Annotated in this window: 20 protein-coding genes; 14 read left to right on the top strand and 6 right to left on the bottom strand. The window is 75.7% G+C overall.

All coding sequences use genetic code 11. From position 1 onward, the window contains the following. Positions 1-6: 6 nt before the first annotated feature. Positions 7-357 carry a holo-ACP synthase gene (locus FIC82_RS16510; RefSeq protein ID WP_154799231.1) on the top strand — a complete coding sequence of 117 codons (351 nt, stop codon included), beginning with the start codon at positions 7-9 and terminating at the stop codon, positions 355-357. Between the two features lie 84 nt (positions 358-441). On the opposite strand, the gene FIC82_RS16505 is transcribed toward FIC82_RS16510, so the two are convergent. Then, entirely contained in the window at positions 442-1,491 is a 1,050-nt protein-coding gene (locus tag FIC82_RS16505; protein ID WP_154799230.1) for an LLM class F420-dependent oxidoreductase, read from the bottom strand. 172 nt (positions 1,492-1,663) lie between these two features. On the opposite strand from FIC82_RS16505, the gene FIC82_RS16500 reads away from it, so the two are divergent. Together FIC82_RS16500 and FIC82_RS16495 are read left to right on the top strand one after the other, a co-directional pair. After that, complete coding sequence (locus FIC82_RS16500) at positions 1,664-3,427, top strand: bifunctional ADP-dependent NAD(P)H-hydrate dehydratase/NAD(P)H-hydrate epimerase (protein ID WP_154799229.1); 1,764 nt, start codon at positions 1,664-1,666, stop codon at positions 3,425-3,427. 131 nt (positions 3,428-3,558) lie between these two features. Further along, positions 3,559-4,467 (top strand): pseudouridine synthase, encoded by a 909-nt coding sequence (locus FIC82_RS16495; protein ID WP_253691235.1) that lies wholly within the window; start codon positions 3,559-3,561, stop codon positions 4,465-4,467. A 54-nt stretch (positions 4,468-4,521) separates the two neighbouring features. On the opposite strand, the gene FIC82_RS16490 is transcribed toward FIC82_RS16495, so the two are convergent. Beyond that, positions 4,522-5,361 (bottom strand): MBL fold metallo-hydrolase, encoded by an 840-nt coding sequence (locus FIC82_RS16490; protein ID WP_154799228.1) that lies wholly within the window; start codon positions 5,359-5,361, stop codon positions 4,522-4,524. Between the two features lie 70 nt (positions 5,362-5,431). Between FIC82_RS16490 and FIC82_RS16485 the strand changes: the two genes are divergently transcribed. The 6 genes from FIC82_RS16485 to FIC82_RS16460 all read left to right on the top strand — a co-directional run bounded on the left by FIC82_RS16485 (position 5,432) and on the right by FIC82_RS16460 (position 10,759). Continuing rightward, on the top strand, positions 5,432-6,535 hold the full coding sequence (locus FIC82_RS16485) for a GlxA family transcriptional regulator (RefSeq protein WP_154799227.1): 1,104 nt from the start codon (positions 5,432-5,434) through the stop codon (positions 6,533-6,535). 140 nt (positions 6,536-6,675) lie between these two features. Then, the gene (gene alr, locus FIC82_RS16480; RefSeq protein WP_253691881.1) at positions 6,676-7,905 is read left to right on the top strand and encodes an alanine racemase; all 1,230 of its coding nucleotides are present in this window, start codon (positions 6,676-6,678) and stop codon (positions 7,903-7,905) included. After that, the gene (tsaE, locus tag FIC82_RS16475) at positions 7,902-8,489 is read left to right on the top strand and encodes a tRNA (adenosine(37)-N6)-threonylcarbamoyltransferase complex ATPase subunit type 1 TsaE (protein WP_154799226.1); all 588 of its coding nucleotides are present in this window, start codon (positions 7,902-7,904) and stop codon (positions 8,487-8,489) included. The genes alr and tsaE overlap by 4 nt, the downstream gene beginning before the upstream one ends. Positions 8,490-8,586: 97 nt before the next feature. After that, positions 8,587-9,318 carry a tRNA (adenosine(37)-N6)-threonylcarbamoyltransferase complex dimerization subunit type 1 TsaB gene (gene tsaB, locus FIC82_RS16470; protein WP_168732013.1) on the top strand — a complete coding sequence of 244 codons (732 nt, stop codon included), beginning with the start codon at positions 8,587-8,589 and terminating at the stop codon, positions 9,316-9,318. Beyond that, positions 9,315-9,863: a ribosomal protein S18-alanine N-acetyltransferase gene (gene rimI / locus FIC82_RS16465; protein WP_154799225.1), complete on the top strand. Its 549-nt coding sequence runs from the start codon at positions 9,315-9,317 to the stop codon at positions 9,861-9,863. Before tsaB ends, rimI begins: the two co-directional genes overlap by 4 nt. Positions 9,864-9,871: 8 nt before the next feature. Continuing rightward, entirely contained in the window at positions 9,872-10,759 is an 888-nt protein-coding gene (locus tag FIC82_RS16460; RefSeq protein ID WP_418884361.1) for a sulfurtransferase, read from the top strand. Positions 10,760-10,847: 88 nt separating this feature from the next. On the opposite strand, the gene FIC82_RS16455 is transcribed toward FIC82_RS16460, so the two are convergent. After that, positions 10,848-11,468, bottom strand: coding sequence for a malonic semialdehyde reductase (locus FIC82_RS16455; RefSeq protein WP_154799224.1), 621 nt, complete (start codon positions 11,466-11,468; stop codon positions 10,848-10,850). A 129-nt stretch (positions 11,469-11,597) separates the two neighbouring features. Between FIC82_RS16455 and tsaD the strand changes: the two genes are divergently transcribed. Together tsaD and FIC82_RS16445 are read left to right on the top strand one after the other, a co-directional pair. Further along, positions 11,598-12,647: a tRNA (adenosine(37)-N6)-threonylcarbamoyltransferase complex transferase subunit TsaD gene (tsaD, locus tag FIC82_RS16450; RefSeq protein WP_253691234.1), complete on the top strand. Its 1,050-nt coding sequence runs from the start codon at positions 11,598-11,600 to the stop codon at positions 12,645-12,647. Beyond that, positions 12,644-13,765 carry a hypothetical protein gene (locus FIC82_RS16445; RefSeq protein WP_154799223.1) on the top strand — a complete coding sequence of 374 codons (1,122 nt, stop codon included), beginning with the start codon at positions 12,644-12,646 and terminating at the stop codon, positions 13,763-13,765. The genes tsaD and FIC82_RS16445 overlap by 4 nt, the downstream gene beginning before the upstream one ends. Before the next feature lie 37 nt (positions 13,766-13,802). On the opposite strand, the gene FIC82_RS16440 is transcribed toward FIC82_RS16445, so the two are convergent. Continuing rightward, on the bottom strand, positions 13,803-14,960 hold the full coding sequence (locus FIC82_RS16440) for a glutamate--cysteine ligase (RefSeq protein WP_253691233.1): 1,158 nt from the start codon (positions 14,958-14,960) through the stop codon (positions 13,803-13,805). Then, positions 14,957-16,234: a class I SAM-dependent methyltransferase gene (locus FIC82_RS16435; protein WP_154799222.1), complete on the bottom strand. Its 1,278-nt coding sequence runs from the start codon at positions 16,232-16,234 to the stop codon at positions 14,957-14,959. Before FIC82_RS16435 ends, FIC82_RS16440 begins: the two co-directional genes overlap by 4 nt. A 240-nt stretch (positions 16,235-16,474) precedes the next feature. Here FIC82_RS16435 and groES point away from each other — a divergent pair, with 240 nt between their 5' ends. After that, positions 16,475-16,771, top strand: a complete 297-nt coding sequence (gene groES, locus FIC82_RS16430) for a co-chaperone GroES (protein ID WP_047233053.1) — start codon at positions 16,475-16,477, stop codon at positions 16,769-16,771. 212 nt (positions 16,772-16,983) lie between these two features. Here groES and FIC82_RS16425 read toward each other — a convergent pair whose 3' ends face one another. After that, positions 16,984-17,274: a WhiB family transcriptional regulator gene (locus tag FIC82_RS16425; RefSeq protein ID WP_031316449.1), complete on the bottom strand. Its 291-nt coding sequence runs from the start codon at positions 17,272-17,274 to the stop codon at positions 16,984-16,986. A gap of 267 nt (positions 17,275-17,541) precedes the next feature. Here FIC82_RS16425 and FIC82_RS16420 point away from each other — a divergent pair, with 267 nt between their 5' ends. After that, positions 17,542-18,675, top strand: a complete 1,134-nt coding sequence (locus FIC82_RS16420; RefSeq protein WP_154799221.1) for a MerR family transcriptional regulator — start codon at positions 17,542-17,544, stop codon at positions 18,673-18,675. Between the two features lie 107 nt (positions 18,676-18,782). Further along, positions 18,783-20,312, top strand: a complete 1,530-nt coding sequence (gene guaB / locus FIC82_RS16415; RefSeq protein ID WP_168732011.1) for an IMP dehydrogenase — start codon at positions 18,783-18,785, stop codon at positions 20,310-20,312. Positions 20,313-20,337: the final 25 nt, after the last annotated feature.

Genomic DNA, 20,337 nt, shown 5'->3' with positions numbered 1-20,337 from the left:
GGGCGCATGATCAAGGGCGTGGGGATCGACGTCGTGGACGTCGCCCGGTTCATGGAGACCCTCGAGCGGACGCCCCGGCTCCGCGAGAAGCTGTTCACGCCCGCCGAGCGCGACCTCCCGCCGGCGTCGCTCGCCGCGCGGTTCGCCGCGAAGGAGGCCATCGCCAAGGCGCTGGGGGCTCCCGCGGGCATGCGCTGGCACGACGCGACGGTGCACCGGGTCGTCGGCGGCCCGCCGGAGGTCGAGATCACGGGCACGGTCGCGGCGCGCGCGGACGCGCTCGGCATCACGGCCTGGCACCTGAGCATCTCCCACGACGCGGGCATCGCGTCGGCCATAGTCGTCGCCGAGGGCTGACCGACTGCCGCGTGCTGTGGGCATGAAAAGGGCCCGGTTCTCGGCCGAGAACCGGGCCCTCTTCATGCCCGCAAGGTACGGCGGTCAGGACTGGATGGCCGGGATGACCTGGCGCTGGAAGAGGTCGAGCTGGTCGCGGTCGGTCGCGGCGAAGGGGAAGTAGCCGATCGCGTAGCCGAGGCCCTGGTCGCGCAGGCCCGTGAGCGTCTCGACGATCTGTTCCGGCGTCCCGACGAGGGGGCCGTTGCGCCACGTCGCGACGTTGTCGTCGGCCTTCTCCGGGAAGTACCGGCGGGCGTGGTCCTCGATCCGGGCGAGCCGGTCCGCGACGTCCCGCTCGGTCTCGCCGACGACGACGTTGTAGTTGGCCGACCGCGTGATCTCGCCGAAGTCGCGGCCGAGGTCGCGGCAGTGCTCCTCGAGCACCGCCGACTTGTGCGCGAAGCCCTCGGGAGAGCCGTCGAAGTTGGTGTACTGCGCGTGCTGCGCGGCGATCCGCAGGGTCTTCTTCTCGCCGCCGCCCGCGATCCACAGCGGGATGCTCGGGCGGGCACCCTCGCCGTCCACGGCGACGCGCTGCAGCGGCTGCGGGTAGCAGAGCGCGCCGTCCACCTGGTAGCGCTCGCCGTCGAACGTGCCCGACGACCCGGTCCGCCACATGCGGGACATGATCTGGACGCCCTCGTCGAGCGCGCGCAGGCGCTCGCCCGCGCTCGGGAACCCGTACCCGTAGGCGCGCCACTCGTGCTCGTACCAGCCCGCGCCGATGCCCATCTCGAGCCGCCCGCCGGAGACGTGGTCGACGGTCGCGGCGACCTTCGCCAGGTACGTCGGGTCCCGGTACGCCATGCACGTGCACATCTGGCCGAGTCGGACGCGCTGCGACGCCGCTGCGAACGCCGCCAAGAGCGTCCACGCCTCGTGCGTCGCCTCCGTGCTCGGGGTCGGGGTGGTGTGGAAGTGGTCGTAGACCCACACGCCGTCCCACGCGAACTCGCCGCCCGGCAGCGGCTCGCCCGCCGCGGCGTTGTCGGCGTAGTGGAGGAGCGAGAGCATCGTCTTCCAGTGGTCCGCGGGCGCGACGTCGACGAGGTCGTAGCGCCAGCCCTGGGGGATGAAGAGTCCGAATCGCATGGTCGTCACCCTATGCGGGCAGGCGGAGCCCGCAGCCCGTCGCGTCGTCCGTCTCGTCCCTCGGTCTCCTCGCCCGGACGACCCCGACGGTGTGGGTGCCGTCCCGGTCGCCGAGCCGCCGCGGGCGGGCGCCGGGCAGGCGACGAGTCCCCGCGGTGGGCAGGATGAGGTCATGATCGAAGCCTGGTCCGTCGCCGACGTGCGTGCCGCCGAGGAACCCCTGCTCGCGGCGGGCGCCCCGCTCATGGAGCGTGCCGCTTTCGCGCTCGCGACCGTCGTCGCGCGCGACCTCGCGCGACGACGGTCGGTCGCCCTGCCCGACGGCGGTCGTCGGGACGGGCGCGTCACGGGCGCCCGGGCGGTCCTGCTCGTGGGGTCGGGCAACAACGGCGGTGACACGCTCCACGCGGGCGCGTACCTCGCGCGCCGGGGCGTCGAGGTGCTGGCCGTCCTGACCGGTGAGCACGCGCACCCGGGCGGGCTCGCGGCGCTCCGGGACGCGGGCGGGCGCGTCGAGGTGCTGGTCGGCAGCCCCGACGACGCGAGCCGCGCGGACCGGCCGCACGACCATCTGGACGCGCACGTCGCCGACCGGGTCGCTTCGCAGGTCGCGCGGGCCGACGTCGTGCTGGACGGTCTCGTCGGCATCGGGTCCCGGGGTCCGCTCCGCGGCGTCGCGGGGGACCTCGTGGCGCGCGTCTCCGCCGTGCTCGACGACGGCGCGCGCGCCGGGCTCGACGGGCGCGCCGGGCTCGACGGTCGGCCCGGGCCGGGCATCGAGCTCCGTGCCGGGTCCGGGGGGCGCGGTCGCCCCTGGGTCGTCGCGGTGGACGCGCCGAGCGGCATCGGCGTCGACGACGGCACCGTGCCCGGGCCCGTACTGCGGGCGGACCGCACGGTGACGTTCGGAGCGGCGAAGCCCGGCCTCCTGCTGCCGCCCGCGACGCACCTCGCGGGGCGCGGCGCGGTCGTCGACATCGGGCTGCGCCTCGCCGACCGCGTGCGGAGCGAGGACGGGGACGCCGCGCGGCCCGTCGTCCGACGCCTCGAGCCCGCGGACGTCGCGGCGCGGTGGGTCGTGCCGGGACCGACCGACCACAAGTACACGCGCGGCGTCGTCGGCGTCGTCGCGGGCACGTCGACCTACCCGGGCGCCGCGGTGCTCGTGACGAGCGCCGCCGTTCGCGCGGGCGCGGGGATGGTCCGCTTCCGCGGACCGGACGACGTCACGCGCGCGGTGCTCGCCGCCCGGCCCGAGGTGGTGCCCGCCGCGGGCCGCGTGCAGTCCTGGGTGCTCGGACCCGGCGTGCCGCCCGTGCCGGGCCCCGACGACGAGCCGGCGGGCGACGGCGGCCAGCACGACCGCATCGGCTCCGCGCTCGCCGCCGCCACCGGAGAGCTCGCCGCGGACGTCGCGGGGCCGCGCGTGCCCGTGGTGGTCGACGCCGGGGCGCTGTCGCTGCTGCCCGAGCGGTGCCCGCCGTCGGCCGTCCTCACCCCGCACGCCGGCGAGCTCGCGACGCTGCTGCGGTCGCGCGGCGACGACGTGACGCGCGCCGACGTCGAGGCGGAGCCGCTGCGGTGGGCGCGGCGCGCGCACGCGGCCACCGGGGCGACGGTGCTGCTCAAGGGGTCGGCGACCGTCGTCGTCGGGCCGGAGGGCGCGTGGTCACAGTCCGACGCGCCCGCGTGGCTCGCGACGGCGGGCGCGGGCGACGTGCTCGCGGGGATCCTCGGCACGGTGCTCGCCGCGCATTCCGAGCGGGTCGTGCACGAGCCGGGTCTCGCCGCGGAGCTCGCGGCGGTCGCCGCGGTGGTCCACGGCCTCGCGGCGGAGCGGGCGAACCCGGGCGGCCCGGTCGCCGCGCTCGACGTCGCCGGTGCTGTGCCCGCCGTCGTCGCCGAGCTGCTCGCGGCACGGAGCGAGGGGTTCTAGCGCCGGGGGTGCTCCGAGCGCCGACGTTCCGCGCGGACGGCGGCGGTGGGCGGGGTGCCGTGACGGTGGGGAGCGGCGGGGCGTCGCGGAGGTGAGGGTCGCGGGCCGGGGTGCGCCGGTACCGTGGTGGCGTGGTCCCCCTCCCCGTGCGCGACGGCCTCAACCCGACGCGCCTCGTGCTGCCGCACGACGCCGAGAGCGTCGCGCGGTACACGCGCACGCTCGACTACGTGCGCCACCGCTTCCCGGACGACGCGGACCGCCTGGCCGAGAAGGTGGCGGCGGGCGAGGTCGTGGACGGCCGAGGCCGTCCGGTCGACCCGACCACCCCGTACGAGCCGCGCGGTTTCGTGTTCCTCTACCGCGACCCGCCGGTCGAGCCCGAGGTGCCGTTCGAGGTCCGCGTGCTGCACCGCGACCGGGACCTGCTCGTCGTCGACAAGCCGCACTTCCTCGCGACGATCCCGCGAGGGTCGTACGTGGCGCGGTCGGTGCTCGTGCGGCTGCGCCGCGACCTCGACCTGCCCGACCTCAGCCCGGCCCACCGGCTCGACCGCGTGACCGCGGGCGTCCTGCTGCTCACGCTGCGCCCGCAGGTGCGCGGCGCGTACCAGGAGCTCTTCGCGCGGCGCGAGGTGCGCAAGACGTACGAGGCGGTCGCCCCCTTCGACCCGGCGCTGGACGTGCCCGCGACGGTGTGCAGCCGCATCGTCAAGCGGCGCGGCGTCATGCGCGCGGAGGAGGTCGACGGTGAGCCCAACGCGGAGAGCCGCGTCGACGTGATCGAGGCGGACGCGACCCGCGGTCTCGCGCGCTACCGGCTGGAGCCGCACAGCGGCAAGACGCACCAGCTCCGGCTGCACATGGCGCGGCTCGGGGTGCCGATCCTGCACGACAACTTCTACCCCGAGCCGTACGACGTCGCGCCGGACGACTACACGCGCCCGCTGCAGCTCGTGTCGCGGTCGCTCGCCTTCGTCGACCCCCTCACGGGGCGCGAGCGGCGCTTCGAGACGGACCGGACGCTCGCCGCCTGGTGAGGGCGGGGCGGCGCCTTGCCGGGTGCGCCCGACCCGGGGAGCCGCACGGGGCCGTCACAGCCGGAGGGCGACGCCGGGCGTCGGGACGCGCAGGACGTCGGTCAGCCCGGCGGCCGCGAACGCCCGCTCGACGTCGGCGACCGACTCGCTGAAGTGCGCCCACCCCTCGGCGTGCACCGGGACGACGACGCGCGCCCGCAGGAGCCGCGCGACCTCGACCACGCCCGCGCCGTCGAGCGTGAGCGCCGCGCCGTCGAGGATCGCGGGGACGCGCGCGGCGCCCGCGTGGACGATCGCGACGTCGACGGGCCCGACGCGGTCGGGGATCTCCGCGACGAGGCCGGGGGCGGCGTTGTCCCCGGACAGGTAGACGCGGGGGAGGCCGTCGCCGTCGAGGACGAACCCGGTGACGTCGCCGAGCACGCGCTCGGCACCTTCCGGTCCGTGGCGCGCGGGGACGCCGGTGACGCGCAGCGTGCCGCCGTCGGGTCGGGGCACGGCCGTCGACTCCCACGGCGCGAGCCCGACGACGCCCGGGACGTCGGGCTCGAGCCGCGCCGCGCCCGCGGGGGTCGTGAGGACGCACGGCACGTCGGGCAGGAGCGCCCGGCCGCTGAGGTCGAGGTTGTCGACGTGCTGGTCGTGGGAGACGAGCGCGACGTCGAGCGGGCCGAGCGCGTCGGGAGTCGTGGCCGGGCCGTCCAGGCGGGTGGTCGTGCCGCCGCCGGGGCGCGGGTAGTCGCGGGGCGTGTCGAAGCCCGGGTCGGAGACGATCGTCAGCCCGCCGAGGCGGAGCAGGAGCGCCGGCCCGCCGACGTGCAGCAGGGTGAGCCCGCCGGGCGTCGCGGGCGCGCGCTCGCCGGGCCGGGGAACGGGGTGCGGTGCGGTGGTCATGGGTCGAGCCTCCCGCGCGGGACGGGGACGGGACAGTGGCCCGCAGGGCGATGATCGGTAGGATCGGGCCATGCCTGCCCTGGCCCCTGCCGGCGTCGTGGTGCCCTCCTCGGCGGCCACCGGAGCGCCCACGCGAGTACCTACCGGAGCGCCTGCCCGCGAGCCCGCCGGGCGACCCGAGCGCGTCGCCGTCGTCGCGTTCGACGGCATCAGCCCGTTCCACCTCGCCGTCCCCGGCCTCGTCCTCGGCTCCGACGCCCTCGCCGGGGCCGCGTACGACGTCGTGGTGTGCGCGCCGACGCCCGGTCGCCTCGCGACGTCGGCCGGCTTCGCTGTCCACGTCGACCACGGGCTCGAGGCGATCGAGGACGCGGCGACCGTCGTGCTGCCGAGCTGGCACCACGACGTCGAGCCGCCACCCGCGCTCCTGGCCGCGGTGCGGGCCGCGCACGCACGAGGCGCCCGCGTGGTCGGGCTGTGCCTGGGCGCGTTCCTCGTGGCGGCGAGCGGTGTGGCGGACGGGCGGGAGGTCGTGACGCACTGGCGCGCGGCCGAGCGGCTCGGCCGGGACCACCCGGCCGTCACGGTCCGCAGCGACGTCCTGTGGGTGGACCACGGGGACGTCGTGACGTCCGCCGGCACCGCGGCCGCGCTCGACTGCTGCCTCCACCTGGTGCGCCGCGACCACGGGGCACGAGTCGCGGCCCGGGTCGCGCGGGCGCTCGTTCTCGCGCCACACCGCACGGGCGGGCAGGCGCAGTTCGTCCCCGCCCCGGTGCCCCCGGAGGACACCGCCGACCCCGTCGAGCTCGCGATGGTCTGGGCGCGGTCGCACCTCGACGAGCCGATCTCGCTGGACTCGTGGGCGCGCGCGGCCGGGACGTCACGGCGCACCTTCACGCGCCGGTTCGCCGCACGCACGGGTCTCAGCCCGGTGCGGTGGCTGCTGGACCAGCGCGTCGACCGGGCGCGCGAGCTCCTCGAGACGACCGACCTCGCCGTGGACCGGGTCGCAGACGCCGCGGGCCTCGGCTCCGCGGAGTCCCTGCGCCACCACTTCCGTGCGCGGCTCGGGACCAGCCCGTCCCGGTACCGGGTCGAGTTCGGTAGCACCCCGCCGAGCGGCCCGGACGACCGCGACCCGGCGCGCCCGCCCGCCGGGCGACGACGGTGAGAGAATCGTCCCTCGTGAGCGACACCCAGCGCACGACCCCGGCCGGCACACCCGCCGGCTCTTCGAGCCACCACGCCCACCGGCCCCCCGCCGAGCCGGCCCTCGCCTACCCGGCTCGCGCCGTCGTCGACCTCGCCGCGATCCGGGACAACGTCCGGGCGCTGGCCGACCACGCGCCGACGGCCCAGGTGATGGCCGTCGTCAAGGCGGACGCCTACGGGCACGGGCTCGTGGCGAGCGCGCTGGGGGCGCTCGCGGGCGGCGCGACGTGGCTCGGCACCGCGCAGCCGAGCGAGGCGCTCGCGCTGCGCGCCGCCGGGATCGCGGTGGACCGCGCGCGCGTCCTCACGTGGCTCTACCCGCCGGGCGCGCCGCTGCGCGCGCTCGTGGAGGCGGAGGTCGACGTGTCGCTCGCCGCGCGCTGGGCGGTCGACGAGGTCGTCGCCGCAGCGCGGGCCGCCGGGCGGACTGCCCGCGTGCACCTCGCGGTCGACACGGGCCTGGGGCGGAACGGGATCATGCCCGCCGACCTGCCGGACGTGCTCGCCGCCGTCGCGCGCGCCCAGGCCGAGGGCGCGGTCCAGGTCGTCGGCCTGTGGTCGCACCTCGCGTTCGCGGACGAGCCCGGGCACCCGAGCGTCGTCGCGCAGGCCGACGTGCTCGACGAGGCGGTCCGCCTCGCCGAGCGCGCGGGCGTCGCGCCCGAGCTGCGCCATCTCGCGAACTCCGCCGCGACGCTGACCGCGCCGCGCACGCACTACGACCTCGTGCGGCCCGGCCTCGCGGTGTGGGGGATGACGCCCGTGCCGCAGCTCGGGCCGCCATCCCGGTACGGGCTGCGCCCCGCGATGACGCTCGAGGCGCGGCTCGCGACGGTCAAGCGCGTGCCCGGCGGGCACGGCGTCTCCTACTCGCACCACTACACGACCCCGCAGGACACGACGCTCGGCGTCGTCCCCCTCGGCTACGGCGACGGGATCCCGCGGCACGCCTCGGGCGGCGGGCCCGCGGGGGCGCCCGGCGGTCCGGTCCTCGTCGGCGCTCGTCCCGGCGACGGCGGTCGGGTCCTGCGCGTCGCGGGACGCGTGTGCATGGACCAGCTCGTGCTCGACCTCGGCCCGGACGCGGCCGAGCGCGCGGGCGACGTCGTCACGCTGTTCGGCGCGGGCGACGGCGTCGAGCACGACGGCGTCCCCACCGCCGAGGACTGGGCCCGGGCCGCCGGGACCATCAGCTACGAGATCACGACGCGCCTCGGCGCGCGCGTGCCGCGCGAGCACGTGGGGACCCACGTGCTCGACGACGGCGCGCGGGCGCTGCTCGCGCACGACCCGAGCCAGCAGAGCACGGAAAGGACGGTCCGCGCATGAGCGACGACCCGACCCCCTCGACCTCCACCGACGCGGCCGCCGGGCACGGCGTCGTCGTGCTGCCCGATGCCGACGCGACCCGCGCGTTCGGCCGCGCCCTCGCGGGCGTCCTGCGCGCGGGCGACCTCGTGATCCTCACGGGCGACCTCGGCGCGGGGAAGACGACGCTCACGCAGGGCATCGGTGCCGGGCTCGGCGTGCGCGGCCAGGTCGCGTCGCCCACGTTCATCGTCGCGCGCGAGCACCCGTCGCTCGTGGGCGGCCCGGCGCTCGTGCACGTGGACGCCTACCGGCTCGGCTCTCTCGACGAGGTCGACGCGCTCGACCTCGACTCGAGCCTGGAGGAGTCGGTGACCGTCGTCGAGTGGGGCAGCGGTCTCGTCGAGGCGCTCGCGGGCGACCGGCTCGAGCTCGTGCTCGAGCGCCCGCGCGGCGACGCGACCGGGGTCGTGCCCGGCGGCGCGTCCGACGACGAGGCCGCGTCCGACGACGAGGTAGCGCCCGAGGCGGGCGCGCGTCGCGTGACCGTGCGCGGCGTCGGCCCCCGATGGGCGGACCTCGACGTCGCCGCGCTGACCCGGTAGCCCGCGCGAGGTCTTCCGTCGCGCCCGGGGCGTTCCACCCGGTGGGGCACCTTGGACGCGGAGGAACACCTCGCGGTCTCGGCCGTAGGCTGGGGCCGTGGCTGTTCTCGCGCTCGACACCTCCGCCTCCGTCACCGTCGCCGTCGTGTCCGACGACGGCGCCCGTCTCGCCCGCCGCGACGCGCCTGAGCGTCGTCGGCACGCCGAGGCGCTCGCCCCGCTCGTGGAGGAGGCGCTCGTCGAGGCGGGCGTCGACCGGAGCGACCTCACGGCCGTCGCCGTCGGCACGGGCCCCGCACCCTTCACGGGACTGCGGGTCGGGCTCGTCACGGCCCGGGCGCTGGGTTTCGCGCTCGGCATCCCCGTGCTCGGCGTCCCGAGCCTCGACGCGATCGCCGCGCAGGCGGTGAGCGACCTCGGTCTCGAACCCGACGACGAGCTGCTGGTCGCGACCGACGCGCGCCGCCGCGAGGTGTACTGGGCGCGCTATCGGGTCGTCGCGCACGAGGGCCCGCACGCCGTGCCGATCCTGGCGACCGTCGCCGGCCCCGACGTCGGGCCTGCGGCCGCGGTCGCGGAGCACGCCGCGGGCGCCGTCGTGGTGGGGGAGGGCGGCGAGCTCTACCCGGACGCCCTCGACGCCGCCGACGACGCGCCGCAGGTGCCCGACGCCGCGGTCCTCGCGCGGCTCGCGATCGCGCGCAGGGCCGCGGGGGCGGACCAGCCGACCGAGCCGCTGTACCTGCGGCGTCCCGACGTCCACGAGGCCGCGGCACGCAAGCGCGTGAGCGACGCCGCGCCCGCCCCGGCGCCCGAGGGGTCCCGATGAGCGCGCGCCGCTACGAGATCCGCCTGCGACCCCTCAAGGCGGCCGACCTCGACCGCGTGGTCGAGCTCGAGCGCGAGCTGTTCGGGCGCGGCGCCTGGACGTACGGGATGCTCGCGGACGAGCTCGCCGGCCTCGGCCGCTGGTACGTCGCCGCGGAGCCCGTGCGGCTCTACGCCGCCGGCCCGCAGCCCGTCGTCGGCTACGCAGGCCTGTGGTTCGACGGCGACGTCACGCAGGTCATGACCCTCGGGGTCGACCCCGCGTTCCAGCACCAGGGCGTCGGCTCGGCGCTCCTGGAGGCGCTGATCGCGCGGTCGCGCGACCTGGGCGCGAGCGCGGTGCTGCTCGAGGTGCGGGTCGACAACGACCCGGCCCTCTCGCTCTACGCGAAGTACGGGTTCGAGCAGCTCGGGATCCGCAAGCGCTACTACCAGCCCGAGGACGTCGACGCGTACACGATGCGGCTCGAGCTCGGCGCGACCACGACGCCCGACCGGGACACACCGGACTACGGCACGGCGACCGAGACCGGCGTCGTCGCGTGACCGCGCCCGTGCCGCGGAGCCCGGGCCTCGGCACGGACGACCGCGGGCCCGACGCCGCGCGGCGCGAGCGCGTCCTCGTCACCGCGCCCGTGCTGGCCGAGGCGCTCGCGGGCGACCGCCCGCCCGTCGTGCTCGACGTGCGGTGGGCGCTCGGCGTCACCGACGGGCGCGAGCAGCACCACGCCGCGCACGTCCCGGGCGCCGTCTACGTCGACCTGGAGACCGAGCTCGCCGCGCCGCCGTCGCCCGCGGCGGGGCGCCACCCGCTGCCCGACCCCGCCGGCCTCCAGGCCGCGGCCCGACGCTGGGGCGTGCGCGCGGACCGGCCGGTCGTCGTCTACGACGCCGTCGGCGGCACGTCCGCCGCGCGCGCCTGGTGGCTGCTGCGCTGGGCCGGCCACGACGACGTGCGGATCCTCGACGGCGGGCTCGTCGCCTGGCAGGCCGCCGGTCTCGCGGTCGACGCGGGCGACGTGCGGCCCGAGCCGGGCGACGTCGTCGTCACCCCGGGCGGGATGCCGGTCCTCGACGCCGACGGCGCGGCCGACCTCGCGACGTCGGGCGTGCTGCTCGACGCGCGGGCGGCCGAGCGCTACCGCGGTGAGGTCGAGCCTGTCGACCCGCGCGCGGGACACGTCCCCGGCGCGGTGAGCGCACCGACCACCGACAACCTCGCCGCCGACGGGACGTTCCTGGACGCGGCCGCGCTGCGCGCGCGGTTCGCGGGTCTGGGAGTGCCGCACGGCGCGCCCCCGGCGGTGGGCGTCTACTGCGGCTCGGGCGTGACCGCGGCGCACGAGGTCGCGGCCCTCGCGACGCTCGGCGTCGAGGCGGCGCTCTACGCGGGCTCGTGGTCGCAGTGGTCGAACGACCCGGCGCGACCCGCCGCGACCTGACGGACCGCGACCCCGCGGACGCCGCGAGGCGGCGCCCCGGGTGGGACGCCGCCTCGGCCGGTGGTGCTGCGGCGCGGGGCCGCGCTGCTCAGACGATCGCGATGGCCTGCTCGGCCGCGAGGCGCGGCGAGCGCGGGTACGGCGTGCCGACGCCGTCGGCCACGCCGACGTTGATGACGAGCATCGACTTCCAGCCGTTGTCGGCGAAGAACTCGGCGTCGATCGCGGCGCGGTCCATGCCGTTCATCGGGCCTGCGGCGAGCCCGGCCGCGCGCAGGCCGACGACGAGGTAGCCCGCCTGGATGTAGGCGTTGTCGCGCGCCATGCCGTCACGGACCTCGGGGACGCCGTCGAGGTTCTCGCGGACGCCCGGGACGTGCGGGAAGAGCGTGTCGAGGTGCTCGTGGAACGCGGGGTCGTACGCGACGACGAGCGACAGCGGCGCGTTCGCGACGCGCTCCTTGTTGCCGTCGTCCATGTGCGCGACGAGGCGCTCGCGGGCCTCGGGCGTGCGCACCGCGAGGATGCGCAGCGGGACGATGTTCATGGCCGTCGGGCCCCACTTGACGAGGTCGTAGACCGTGGCGAGCTGCTCGTCGCTCACCTCGGTGTCGGTGAACTGCGCGGTGGTGCGCGCCTCGCGGAAGAGGCGGTCGGCCGTGGTGTCGTCGATGTGCAGGCTCGCGGGGGCGAGGGTGTCGGTGCTCATGACCGAGGCAACAGTTGAGTCTTGAACCATCTTCCCAGCAGACGGTGTGACGTGCGTGACACGGCACGGGACGTCCTGGTGCGCGACTACCCTGGACGCCATGGTTCCCTCTGTGGCGGTGAGGTGTCTGTGAGCGCCGGCGAGCCCTTCGTGCTCGGTATCGAGACGTCCTGCGACGAGACGGGCGTCGCGCTGGTCCGCGGTCGCGAGCTGCTCGTCGACACGGTCGCGAGCTCGATGGACGAGCACGCGCGCTACGGCGGCATCATCCCGGAGGTCGCGTCGCGCGCCCACCTCGAGGCGATGATCCCCACGATCGAGCGCAGCCTCGGCACGGCCGACGTCGACCTGTCCGAGGTCGACGCGATCGCCGTCACCGCCGGGCCGGGCCTCGTCGGCCCGCTGACGATCGGCGCGTCCGCGGCCAAGGCGCTCTCGCTCGCGCTCGGCAAGCCGCTCTACGGCGTCAACCACGTCATCGGCCACGCGGCCGTCGACGAGCTCGTGCACGGCGCGTTCCCCGAGCGCGTCATGGCGCTCGTCGTGTCCGGCGGGCACAGCTCGCTCCTGCTCGTGGACGACGTCGCGACGTCGGTCACCGAGCTCGGCTCGACGCTCGACGACGCGGCGGGCGAGGCGTTCGACAAGGTGGGTCGCCTGCTCGGCCTGCCCTACCCGGGCGGCCCGCACATCGACCGCCTCGCACGCGAGGGCGACCCGACGGCGATCCGCTTCCCCCGCGGCCTCACCGCCCGCAAGGACCAGGAGAAGCACGCGTACGACTTCTCGTTCTCCGGCCTCAAGACGGCCGTCGCGCGCTGGGTCGAGGCGCGTCAGGACGCGGGCGAGGAGATCCCCGTGCACGACGTCGCGGCCTCCTTCGCGGAGTCCGTCGCCGACGTGCTCACCGCCAAGACCATCGCGGCGTGCGAGCGGCACGGCGTGTCGACGCTCGTCGTCGGCGGCGGGTTCAGCGCCAACTCGCAGCTGCGCGACATGGCGGCGAAGCGCTGCGCCGAGGCCGGGATCGAGCTGCGGATCCCGCCGATCCGCTACTGCACCGACAACGGCGCGATGATCGCCGCGCTCGGCTCCGCCGTCGTGCGGGCCGGCGTGGCGCCGTCGAGCCTCGACATCGGCGTCGACTCGTCGATGCCGCTCACCGTGACCCACGTGTGACTCCGGAACCCGGCCTCACGCCCGACGAGGCGCTACGGCGCGCCCACGCCTGGGCCGGGGCGGCCTCGTCGGCCGCCCCCGGGCCCGAGCGTGCCCACGCCGAGCACGCTGCGGCGTACTGGGCGGCGCAGCACCGGGCCCTCCTCGCGGCGGTGCCTGCGTACGGGACGGCCGCCGTGCCGGTCGGAGCTCCGTCCACGACGGGCTACGGGACGGCCGACGCCACGGCCGCTCCCGCGGGCTACGGCTCTCCGGCGGCACAGCCCGGATACGGTACCCCCGCGGTCGCGCCCGGCTACGGCGCCGCGGTCGACGGGACGCCCCCCGCACCGTGGGGCGCGCCTCCACGCCGACCGGTCCGACGTCGCGCCGGGCGGGTCGGGACGGTCGTCCTCGTCGTGGTGGTGGCCGTCTTCTCCTACCTCGTCAACGACCGGCGCGAGGCGCGCGACGACGGCGCGGTCCTGCCGACCGAGCAGGAGGGCGCGGTGCCTCCCCCCACGGTCTGGGAGGACCCGAGCCCCGACGCGACCACGTCGGCGTCCGGGACGGAGGCGGCCTGGAAGGCGGGCGACTACGCCGAGCCGCTGCCGGACCCCGTGCCGGGGTCCGCGCAGACGTCGCCCTTCCTGCCCGACCACCCCGACCCCACGGCGTGGCTGCTCGCGCTCAACCCGGCCAACGAGGGCGTGCAGGTCGTCTTCACGGACGACCCCGAGCTCAACTGCGGCATGAAGCACGTCGCGGAGCACGACGCGTACGCCACCGGCTCGGCGGGCTGCTTCCAGCCCGCGCACCCCACGGTGCTCTTCGTGTGGTGGGGCGAGGACGCCGACCCGGCGACGAACCAGGTCCTGCTCGCGCACGAGCTGTCGCACATGCTCCAGTGGTGGCACGAGTTCGACCTGCTCCAGTCGGCCGTCGACTCGGGGCTCGCGGAGGACGAGGAGTGGCAGCACGCGCTCGAGACCGACGCGACGTGCCGCGTCCTCTCGTGGGGCGGGTACTCGGAGGCCGCGGCGGACCGGATGTCGTCGCCGTGCGACACCGACGACTGGTCGCCGACGTGGCTCGCCGAGCGCGCGACCGACCTCGGCGTGGTCCTGCGCGACTACTGACCGCCCCGCGGGGCGGGAGGTCGGGTGACACCGCCGATCAGAGCGGGCGGCCCGCCCGCATCTCGGCGACGAGCGAGCGCACGACGGCGTCGAGCTCGCCCCCGTTGCGGCGCGCGACGGCGCGCTGGCGCTGGTAGGAGGCACCGCGCCGCACGATCGTGCGCACGCCGTCGAGCTCGTCGAGGCACCCGAGCCGCGCGGCGACGGGCTCGAGCTCGACGAGGAGGCGCCCCACGGCGTCGGTCACGAGCTCCTCGTTGCCCTCGCGGTCGAGGATGATGATCGCGTCCATGCCGTAGCGCGCGGAGCGCCACTTGTTCTCCTGCGCGTACCACGGCGGGATGCTCGGGAGCTCGCGGCCCTCGTCGAGCATCGTGGAGAAGTGCTCGACGAGGCAGTGCGTGAGCGCGGCGATCGCGAGCAGCTCGGAGACGTTCGTGACGCCGTCGCAGATGCGGGTCTCGAGCGTGCCGAACTGGGGCGCGGGCCGCAGGTCCCAGCGGACCTCGTCGAACGCGTCGATGACGCCGGTGTGCAGCATGTCCGCGACGTAGCCCTCGAGCTCCTCCCACGTCGCGAACTGGAACGGCAGGCCCGCGGTGGGGAGCTGCTGGAACATCAGCGCGCGGTTCGACGCGTACCCGGTGTCCTTGCCGCCCCAGAACGGCGAGCTGGCCGAGAGCGACTGCAGGTGGGCGAACGTCGTGAGCATCGCGCGCTGGATCGGGAGCACCTTGGCGCGGTCCTCGATGCCGACGTGCACGTGCACGCCGTAGATGAGCATCTGCCGACCCCACCACTGCGTACGGTCGATGAGGGTGGTGTAGCGCTGCTTGTCGGTGACCTTCTGCTGCGCCCAGCGCGCGAACGGGTGCGTGCCCGCGCTCATGAGCTCGACGCGCAGCGGGTCCGTCACGGCCCGCAGCTCCTCGATCGAGCGCTCGAGGTCGCGCCCGGCCTCCCCGACGGTGCGGCACACGCCGCTCACGACCTCGACCGTGTTGAGCAGCAGCTCCTGCTTGATCGACGGGTGCGCGCCGCCACCCGCGGGCCGCACGGCGTCGAGCACGGTCTGGGCGACCTGGCGCAGGTCGCCCGAGTCGGCGTCGACGAGCGCGAGCTCCCACTCGAGCCCGACGGTCGAGCGCTCCGACCGCGCGAACGGGATCGCGGTGCGGCGCGGCAGGGCGCTCACCGCGGACCGTCCTGCGGGGTGGTGGCGGGGGGAACGGTGAGCGGCTCGACGACCAGCACCTGCTGGGAGCCGCCCACGCGCGTCAGGACGATCGTGGCGGTCGCGTCGCCCGTGAGGGCGAGCTGACGGCGGAGCTGCTCGGGCGTGACGGCCGTGCCCCGCTTCTTGATCGTCAGGCGCCCCACGCCGCGCTCGCGCAGGTAGGAGCGCAGCCGCTTGAGCCCGAACGGCATCGTGTCGAGCACGCGGTAGCCGCGCGCGAGTCCGTCCGCGAGCCCGGTCGCGTCGAGCGGCGCGGGGGAGTCGGTCGTCACGTACGCGATCGTCCGGTCGAGCAGCCGCCCGCCGAGCCCGCGCGCCGCATGGGCGACGAGCCCCGCACGGATGACCGCGCCGTCGGGCTCGTAGAGGTACTGCCCGACGCCGCCCACGTCGGGCACGACGTCCTCGTCGCCGGGGCGGTGGGCGAGGCGGCGCGTCGTCGAGCGCTGCGTCCCGTCCTGGTCGGTCCACGACGTGAGGACGAGCGCGGAGCGACCCGGCCCCTCGGGCGCGAGCGGTCCGAACCAGAGCCGGGCCTCCACGACGTCCCCGTCGACGGAGACCCACTCGGTCTCAGCGTCCTCGGGCAGGCCGTCGTGGGGGATCCCGGGGCCGACCTTGATACCGACCGCGGGGACGCGCTCGCGCAGCGCCCACACCGCGTCGAGCGGCGGGGCGTAGGCCCTCGGGTCGAACACGCGCGTGCCGCCCCGTGTCCGTCGGGCGGGGTCGGCGTACACGCCCTCGACCCGCTCGCCCTCGAGGTCGAGCGCGAGCCCGTCGCCGTGCCGCACCTCGGCCTCGGGGAAGTGCCGCAGGTTCACGGTCGCGATCGCCGCGGTGAGCTCGTCGACGTCGGTCGCGACCACCTCGAGCTCCGCGGCGGCGAACGCGAGCGCGTCGACGCCGATCCCGCTCGTGAGGTCGGCGACGCGCCGGATCCCCGCGTCCTGGTACCTCCGCGCGTGCAGACCCGCGACGACGAGCCGGCTCGCCTGCTCCAGCCCCGCCTGCGTGAAGAGCATGCCGTCGGCGAACGCGCCGAGCTTGCCGCGGGCGGCCGCGCGCAGCCGCGACTGCGTGAGCGCCGCCGCGGCGAGGTCGGGGTCGACGCCCTTCGCGCGCAGCCCCGCCGCGAGCACCAGCGCCTGCTGCTCGTCGTACGGGGGGAGCGCGCCGAGCAGCGCCCAGCCCTCGGGGCTGAGCAGCTTGGTCAGCGTGGCGGCGTCCATGGCGTCGATCCTTCCACGGCAGGTGGGCGCCTCGCGCAGCCGGGACGTCGACCGTCCGAGGGGCGGACGTTGGCACTCGCCTTGACCGAGTGCTAACGGCGACCTAGATTTGAGGACGTGCCGCCGCCGCTCGCGGAGGCGGCACCACGTGCGACCAGGCTGTCCGGCACCCGCGACGACGGCCAGCCGGTGCGCTCGACCCATCCGTTGCAGTTCTCACCGCGAAAGGGGAGGTCCGACGTGTCGGTCCCCATCAAGCCGCTCGAGGACCGGATCGTCGTGAAGGCCCTCGAGGCCGAGACCACGACCGCATCCGGCCTGGTCATCCCGGACACCGCCAAGGAGAAGCCCCAGGAGGGCGAGGTCCTGGCCGTCGGTCCGGGCCGTGTCGACGACAACGGCAACCGCGTCCCGCTCGACGTGACCGTCGGCGACAAGGTCATCTACAGCAAGTACGGCGGCACCGAGGTCAAGTACGGCGGCGTGGACTACCTGGTCCTGTCCGCGCGCGACATCCTCGCCGTGGTGGTCGGCTGACGCCGACCCGTTCCAGCAGCAGGGCCCGCGACCGTCCGGTCGCGGGCCCTGCTGCGTTCCGTGGCCGGTCGCCCCACCGTTCCCACGGGTCGTGCGCACGTGCTCCCGGTGCGACGTCGGACCGGGTCGTGCAGGTCTGCGGGAGGGGCCTGCGTCGGGTGGTGCCGCGGCCTGGAGGTGCCGCGCCGGGTGGTGCGGCGGCGCGGCGGGGCTCAGCCGGTGCGGCGCGCGCCGCCGGCGAGGATCGCCGCCCGCTCGTCCTCGCTCAGGCCGCCCCACACCCCGTACGGCTCGCGCACGCGGAGCGACTGCTCACGGCACTGCATCATCACGGGGCACGAGTGGCAGATCGCCTTCGCGGCCTCCGCGCGACGCCGTCGCGTCGAGCCGCGCTCGCCCTCCGGGTGGAAGAACAACGTGTCGTCCGCGTCGCGGCACGAACCCTGGTACTGCCATTCCCACAGCTCCATGACGGGCCCGGGGAGCCTCGAGATCTCTGCCATGGCGAACAACCTACAAGCGTTGCAGAGGTTGTTCAAGTCCCCTGTGGTGAAAAGGTGAACGGCCAGGTCGCGGGCGGTTCTCCTCGGCGGATGTGGGCCATGAGGCGCAGAAGCGATCCATGACGCACGGTCGGCCTGGCGCGATCGTGACGCGATGGCGCGTTTGCGCGTGTGGTGAACAAATGCTGCACAAGGCTGAAGCGAAGGGTGCACGACTGTGACCTGGACGAGGTGGCGAGACCGGTGGCCGGTCGGCAGAATCGATCCATGACCTCCGTCCGGTCCGCCCCCGACCCCGAGGGAGCCCGACCGAGCATGTCCACGAACCCCGGCCTCGCCGTCGCCGCCGTCGCGCGCCGGCTCGGCGTCGCGCCCGCGACCCTGCGCACGTGGGACCGCCGGTACGGCCTCGGGCCCTCGCAGCACCGCGCCGGGTCGCACCGTCGCTACACCGACGACGACGTCGCACGCCTGGTCGTCATGCGGCGCCTCACGCTCGACGGCGTCGCGCCCGCCGACGCGGCCCGTGCGGCCCTGGCCGCCGACGACGACGAGCTCGACGCGCACCGTGGTGCCGTCTCGTTCGACGACCACGGTGCCGAGGGCGGCCCGGACCCCGACGACGACCTCGACGCGGACGACCCCACCCCCGAGCCCGCTCCGCCGTCGCGCCCGTTCCTGCGGGCCGTCCCCGGCGGCGAGCCTGCGCGGTCGGTCGGGCCACGTGTCCTCGGCGTGCGCGAGGCGCCGCGCCCCACCCGGGTCTCCGACGTCGTCGACGCCGCGATCGCCTACGACCAGCGCGGGTGCGACCGGCTCCTGCGCATCCCCGCCGGGAGCGACCCCGCCGCCTGGTGGTCCGACCTCGTGGAGCCCGCGCTCGAGCGGCTCGGCGAGCGCACGGTGCTCGCCGGCCCGGGCGAGGTGCCCGAGGTCGTGCTCGCCAACGCGACGCTCGGCGCGCTGCGCGAGTACACGCAGGCGAGCGAGGACGCGATCGTCGCGGCCGGGGGGCCGCCGCGCAACCACCCGAGCCGCATGCGCCGCATCGTCCTCGTCTTCGCGGCGCCCGACGAGCCGCTCCCGCTCGCCGCGCACGCGCTCGCCGCGTCCCTCGCGTCGCACGGCGCGATGGCCCGCATCGTCACCGGCCCGGCGAACGTCCACCGCACGCTCGAGATCGTGACGATGGTGCGCCCGTCGGCCGTCGCCATGGTCACGACCCAGGCGCGTCCCGACCTCGGGATCGTGCACGCCGCGCACGAGGCGAACCCGAACCTGCCGTTCTTCGTCGGCCTGCCGAGCGACGAGGCCGCCGGCGAGCTCCCGCTCGCCGCGACCGTGCACCGGGTGCGCAGCTTCACGGGTCTCTTGCACGAGCTCCTCGCCGTCGTGCGCTGAGCCGTCCGCTGGACCGGTACCCGGGCCGTCCGTCGGTGCCTCCCGCACGCCGGGCGGGCCGGGACCGGGCGGGAATACGGCGAGGGCCCGCGGCGTAGAATCCTGGTGTGACCGCCTCGCCCGTCCCCGCCGCCGCTCCCGACCGCGACCCCTTCGGCTTCCTGGGTCTCACCTACGACGACGTCCTGCTGCAGCCCGGCTACTCGGACCTCGCGCCGTCGGACATCGACACCACGACGCGCCTGACGCGCGAGATCTCGCTCCGCGTGCCGCTCGTCTCGGCGGCCATGGACACCGTCACCGAGTCGCGCATGGCGATCGCGATGGCGCGCCAGGGCGGCATCGGCGTCCTGCACCGCAACCTCTCCATCGAGGACCAGGCGCTCCAGGTGGACCTGGTGAAGCGCACGCAGACGGGGATCATCGACAACCCGGTGACGATCGGCCCGGACGCGACGCTCGAGGAGCTCGACAAGACCGCGGGCGAGTACCGCATCTCCGGCTTCCCCGTGCTCGACGGCGAGCGCCGCCTCATCGGCATGGTCACGAACCGCGACCTGCGTTTCACGCCCGTCGCGGAGTGGGCGACGACCAAGGTCGACGAGGTCATGACGCCGCAGCCGCTCATCACGGGCCCGGCCGGGATCTCGCGCGAGGAGGCGACCGCCCTCCTGCGCAAGCACAAGCTCGAGCGCCTCCCGCTCGTCGACGCCGACGGCCGCCTCTCGGGGCTCATCACGGTCAAGGACTTCGTCAAGTCCGAGCAGTTCCCCCACGCGTCGAAGGACGGCCAGGGCCGCCTGCTCGTCGGCGCCGCGATCGGCTACTTCGGCGACGCGTGGCAGCGCGCCACGACGCTCATCGACGCGGGTGTCGACGTGCTCGTCGCGGACACGGCGCACGGGAACGTGCGCATGCTCATCGAGATGGTCGCGCGGCTGAAGTCCGACCCGGCGACGCGCGACGTGCAGGTCATCGGTGGCAACGTCGCGACGCGCGAGGGCGCGCAGGCGTTCGTCGACGCGGGTGCGGACGCGGTCAAGGTGGGCGTCGGTCCGGGCTCCATCTGCACGACGCGCATCGTCACCGGCGTGGGGGTCCCGCAGGTCACGGCGGTCTACGAGGCGTCGCTCGCCGCGCGCCCGGCGGGCGTGCCCGTCATCGCGGACGGCGGCATGCGCCACTCGGGCGAGATCGGCAAGGCGATCGTCGCGGGCGCGGAGTCGGTGATGCTCGGCTCGATGCTCGCGGGCACGGAGGAGTCGCCCGGCGACACGATCCTCGTGAACGGCAAGCAGTACAAGGCGTACCGGGGCATGGGCTCGATGGGCGCCATGTCGTCGCGCGGCAAGAAGTCCTACTCGAAGGACCGCTACTTCCAGGCCGAGGTCACGAGCGACGACATGATCGTCCCCGAGGGCATCGAGGGCCAGGTCGCGTACAAGGGCTCGCTCGGCACCGTCGCGCACCAGCTCGTCGGGGGCCTGCACCAGACGATGTTCTACGTCGGCGCGCGGACGGTCCCGGAGCTCCAGGAGAAGGGCCGCTTCATCCGCATCACGTCGGCGTCGCTCAAGGAGAGCCACCCGCACGACGTCCAGATGACCGTCGAGGCCCCCAACTACACCGGCTTCTGACGACACCCGCCCGGGAGGGCGCTGA

It is taken from the genome of Cellulosimicrobium protaetiae (assembly GCF_009708005.2).
Lineage (GTDB): Bacteria > Actinomycetota > Actinomycetes > Actinomycetales > Cellulomonadaceae > Cellulosimicrobium > Cellulosimicrobium protaetiae.
Note: the sequence above shows the minus strand (reverse complement) of the source record. Positions and strands in the feature narration are given on the sequence as shown.